Source organism: Desulfocastanea catecholica (assembly GCF_054657295.1).
Map to the genome: position 1 here is coordinate 1 of NZ_BAAHYZ010000068.1, position 5,166 is coordinate 5,166.

General features: G+C 51.2%; 2 protein-coding genes. Both read right to left on the minus strand.

The features are described from left to right. Positions 1-229: 229 nt before the first annotated feature. Positions 230-3,349, minus strand: a complete 3,120-nt coding sequence (locus ACYQ8U_RS22515; protein ID WP_459947808.1) for an efflux RND transporter permease subunit — start codon at positions 3,347-3,349, stop codon at positions 230-232. After that, a complete protein-coding gene (locus ACYQ8U_RS22520; RefSeq protein ID WP_459947809.1) occupies positions 3,346-4,710 on the minus strand; it encodes an efflux RND transporter periplasmic adaptor subunit in 1,365 nt (454 codons plus the stop codon). The genes ACYQ8U_RS22515 and ACYQ8U_RS22520 overlap by 4 nt, the downstream gene beginning before the upstream one ends. Positions 4,711-5,166: the final 456 nt, after the last annotated feature.

Below are 5,166 nucleotides of genomic sequence, written 5' to 3' on the forward strand. Positions count from 1 at the left end.
TGATGAATTCAACGGATCTGAAAGCAACTACCGACTTACTTGTCAGGATCGCCCTGAAAAGGGGAGGTATGGACAATATTACCTTGGTCATGACCAAATACTCCCCAGTCTGAGTTGATGTTCACCGGCGACCTATTGCAGAATGACAAGATCCGGGTGGCCATAGATAGATGGTGTCCGCCTCATTGAGCAGTGCCCTGGCGATAACCGGAAGAGTTCCGTCAACGGTTTACTGGGGCTGGTTTTTGGTCTTACTGGTTGACGAAGCCATATTCTCCACCAGCCCCCAATCTCCCAGAATGAGATACATGCACGGAATGGCGATTAACACCAGCACGGTACTTGCCATCAAGCCAAAAGTAGTGCTGATAACAAGCGGGATCAAAATCTGGGCCTGCAGGCTCTTCTCAAACAGCAGGGGTAACAGGCCGGCAATGGTCGTTGTCGAAGTCAAGAGTACCGCCCGGAACCTCGCCCGACTCGCTCTGGCTGCGGCCTCATGCAAAGTCAGCCCCTCCTTTCTGGCATTTTTAAGGAAGACGACGAGCAAAATCGAATCGTTGACGACTATTCCCGAAAGGGCGATAAACCCGAGAAGGCTGGGCATACTTACTGGGACCCCCATCAAACCATGTCCCCAGATGACCCCAATCAGGGCGAATGGAATGGAGAGCATGACGATAAACGGTTCGCTATAGCTGCGGAACTGAAAACTGAGGAGGAAAAAAATACCAATAAGGCCGATGAGTAACGCCCTCAGCATTGACATTCGGGTTGTTTTGGTTTCTTTGATCGAGCCGTCCACCGTCAGACTGATATCGGGATATTTTTCCTGGAACAGAGGCAGATAGTCGTTGTTGAAGGATCCTATCAGCTCATTGGTATTGATCAGGCGGGTATCAACATCACCACGCAGGGTTACGGTAACCATACCGTCAAAGCGGGAAATTCTCGCCCAGCCTTTTTCAATTTCCCAGGTGACCATGGTGGCCAGGGGAACGATTGTTCCATCTTTCATGACGAGATTAAAATTTTTCAGATCCTCCAAGCTGCTTCTGCCCAACTGGTTCAGCTTGACCTCAATTTCATAGGACTCTGAACCAATTTGAATGGTATCCGCCTCTATCCCCTGAAAAGCCGTGCGTAACTGCTGACTGATTTCCTCGACACCGATGCCTATTCCATGTGTTCCCTGCCGCATTTTCAGGCGCAACTCATATTTTCCCGCCCGCAGGTCGTCGGCCAGATTGACAACCCCCGCAAAACGGGAAAACCATGTGTGCAGGTCTATGGCGGCATATTTCATCTCATCCAGGTCCTTGCCGCGCAGTCTAATCTCGATCGGGCGCCCCGCAGGGCCAAAGCCCGGTTCGCTCAGGGTGAGACTGACCACATCCGCTACATTGCCGATCTCGTTTCGCCAAAAAGCCAGATAGGCATCGATGCTTCCCGATCGCTTTTCCGCCGTCAACAGGTCAACGGTAATCGTGGCGACATGAGGACCATTTTCAAAAGCTTCGCTATTGACATTGTATTGCACATAGACATTTTCAATCAGATCTCTTCCCTCCAGCTGCTGTGGTGCGAAGGTATGATTGGTCTTCTCCAACGCTTCAAGGAGGTGAGCCACCACCTCTTCGGTTTGCGCCAGCGGCGTGCCGGGCGTCATGAGAAGGCGCGCCATGACGACATTGCCTTCAAGTTCCGGAAATCCCTGAAACTTGATTTTGCCGGAAGCAACCATGGCCACCGAAACAACAAATAGTCCGACAATTGATACGATGAACAGATATCTCCAGCGCAAGAGAACATCGACGGTTCTGCCCAACAAATGGTCACGCACCCACTCAAAGGCAGCTTCAAAACGTCTCCTGTACCTATTCTCACTGTTCTGCCCGAAATGGTGCATCGCATGATTGAGATGGGCAGGCAGAATACAGAAGGCCTCTATCAGGCTCACCGCGAGTATCAGAATCAGCATCATCGGCACGACTCGCAGGACATTGCCGATCTGGCCCTCAATAAAGGCGAGCGGGCCCAGAACAAAAAGGGTGGTGCTGAATGAGGAGACGATTCCGGGGCCGACTTCTTTCACACCGGCAACCGCCGCAGACAGCGGATCCTTGCCTTGCATCCTTTTGGTCATGATATTTTCTGCAACAACAATAGCATCATCCATGAGCAGGCCGATGGCCATCAGGATACCGACCATGGTGAACATATTGATGCTGAGGCCCAGATACGGCACCAAAACAAAAGCGCCCATAAAGGAAACCGGTAACCCCATAATCACCCAGAAAGAAACTCGAACATTGAAGAATAGCCACATCACCAGAAAGACCAGCAGCAGCCCCTGTATTCCATTGATAACCAGCATATTCAAACGATCGACGAGAATATCCGTCTGATCCTGAGTAACGGTCAACTCCATTTGCGGTTGGAGTTTTTTTTCTTTGGCCACAAAGGCTTTGACCTCTCCGGCCAGCCGTATGGCATCTTCAGATTTGGTTTTTTCTATTGCAAGAAGGGCCTGGAGCTTGCCGTTCATCATAACCTTGTCTTCAGCTACCTTGAAGGTATCTTCCACCACGGCAATATCGCCAAGAAGAACCTCTCCACCTTCTGGAGTGGCCACGATGACAAGCTGCTCAAGAGACTCCGCGGTGCGGCGCTGATCGACATAGCGCAGCAGGATATCCCGCTGATCCGTTTCGACAACCCCCAGAGGAATATCTCTACTCTGTGCGGCAATCTGCTGAACCACATCCGCAGCACTTATACCTAAGCGGCGCAGCGCTGTCTCGGAAAGAGAAACTTGAAACTGACGTTCGGAGAACCCCTTGATCGCCACAAGAGCGATGCCGGCCTCCTGCATGCGTTCTTTCAGATTTTCCGCATAGGTCTTCAGGTCTGCTGGGCTTAAAGGGCCGGAGACAAGCAGGGAAATAACCGGATCAGTGCGCCCGAGTTCCCTGATGACCGGCTCCTCAACTTCTTCGGGAAAATCATCGATGGTGTCGACCTGCGTCTCGATATCATCCTTAAAAATCTGAAAATCTCCGTCAGAGGCCATTTCCAGTACAATCACGGCAACACCTTCTCTGGCATCGGCGCGGGTCTCTTCGATGAACGTGACACTGTCCATCGCATCCTCCACTCTCCGACAGATAACATCGGCCACTTCCTGAGCCGTAGCGCCTGGATATGCTATCCGTATCTCCACTTCGCTCGGTGCAAAATCGGGCTGGGTTTCACGCAGGATGCGAGGAACCGAGAGAATACCGGCGATAAGAAATGCCAGCATCAACAGATTAGCTGCGGTGGGATGTCCAGCAAAGAAGCGAATCATCCTTCGTCCCTCATGCCCTGACTTGAAGACAGCAGATGTTGCAGCAGAGAATCATCGCCAACGGCTTCGACCTTCATTCCTCTGATCGCCGGAGAAGGATCCGAAACCACTATTGTCTCATCGCCCGACAAACCGGAGCGTATCACGGCCACCTCATCTTGGAGATAGTCGACGACTACCCCTTTGCCGGCAAGCCGACTCTGGTCATCAACAACAAAGACCTCTCCATCATGCAGAGCGGATCTGGGTACAACGACAGTTCCAGGGCGTACCGGCGCCTGAAATTCGATACGGCAGAACATCCCGGCGACCAGAGGTGGCCGAACTCCGGGTATGGCTTTTTTGTATGGATCGGCAACTGACACAACAACTTTCATTTCCCGGGTCTTGCTGTCCATGGTCTCCCGCAATCTTTCCATGCTTCCCTGCCAGCGCACAGACCAGTCGCCGCTTTGCAGGCTGACGAAGACCTTGACGTCACTAAAAAGGGTCTCAAATGTGCCTGTCGTCATCCCCGACAGCAGGTGAACATCCTTTTCCTTTCCCAGAAGATGGCGTAATTCTTCAGCGCCCAGCAGAGCCTCCACCTCGGTTACAGCGGTACCTTGGGCTTGAAAAAGAAGCTGCCCCGCCTTGACAAACTGCCCGGCACTCAAGCCGACCTCGCCCAGGCGACAGTCATATGGTGCCTGTATTTTGGTTTTTTTAAGATCCGTGGCGGCCTGCTCAAGGTCATAGCGCAGAACATCCAGGGTTGAATTGAGTGCCTTCCTCTTCGCCGGAATCAAGGCGAGATCGTTTCTCAACTGCTGCACCTGTTTTTTCTGCAGAAGAAAGTTTCGCTCTTCACGATCCACATCGTCCTGAGAGATGGCATTCTTCTCTAGTGCTGTATTCTTGCGGTCCAGCAATTTTTCCGAAAGCTTCAGTGAGCGCAACTCAATCGTCAGTAACTTTGTGATGTTGCTTTCATCTTCCCCAAGCTCGTTGAGCTTTGCCCTGGTCTCCTCTATGTTGGCCTCCAGTCTCGCCACAGCCAGTCGATATTCCGCTGGGTCTATCTCCGCCAGCGTGCTTCCCGCTGTTATCAATTCTCCGGATTTGAGACGATCATCAACAAAGACAAGAGTACCCTCCACCTCGGCAACCGCTTCCCAAACCAGCGCCGGAGCGGCCACTCCATAGCCGACCGCCCGGGGGACAAAGTCCACGACAGGCGCTTTGATCACCCGCAATGTCCGAACAGCCTCCTCGACCTCTTTTCTGACAAGCGCGGGACGGTTCGCCAGCAGCAAAATTGTTATCAACACCGCCGCCAAAATGGGAACAATGGTAAGTAACATCCTTTTAGGTATCTTCATGTGCTTTCCCGCTGTTATTTTTTTCCATACGCCCATTACCCGCGATACTGCGCTTAAGTATCAGTCAGATCTTTTCCGCATGAGCAAGGACGTCAATATCAAGTTACAAAACATTTACTAGAATTGCTGCAGGCATAAGTGATCCTAAAAATATCATGAACCTTCTTTTTCCGCACGGGGTGACTGACGTATACCCCATCATAACACGACATTGGAAATTGCCGAGTTCTTGCGCAATAAACATGCAAGCTGCATCAATAAAGACTTCAGTCGTGGAGGAGCAGTAAATGACTCAATGTGAATTTCTTGCGCCTAACAAATCAGTAATGAGCTCCAAGTCTGCATTGAGAGTGCCGAAGATACTGCACTGTGCCACAAGCGAGAAAAGAACAAGAATACAAAGTGTTGCGAAAAAAATAAAGGGAGCAAAAAACTCCAGATTTGTGATATAGTTTA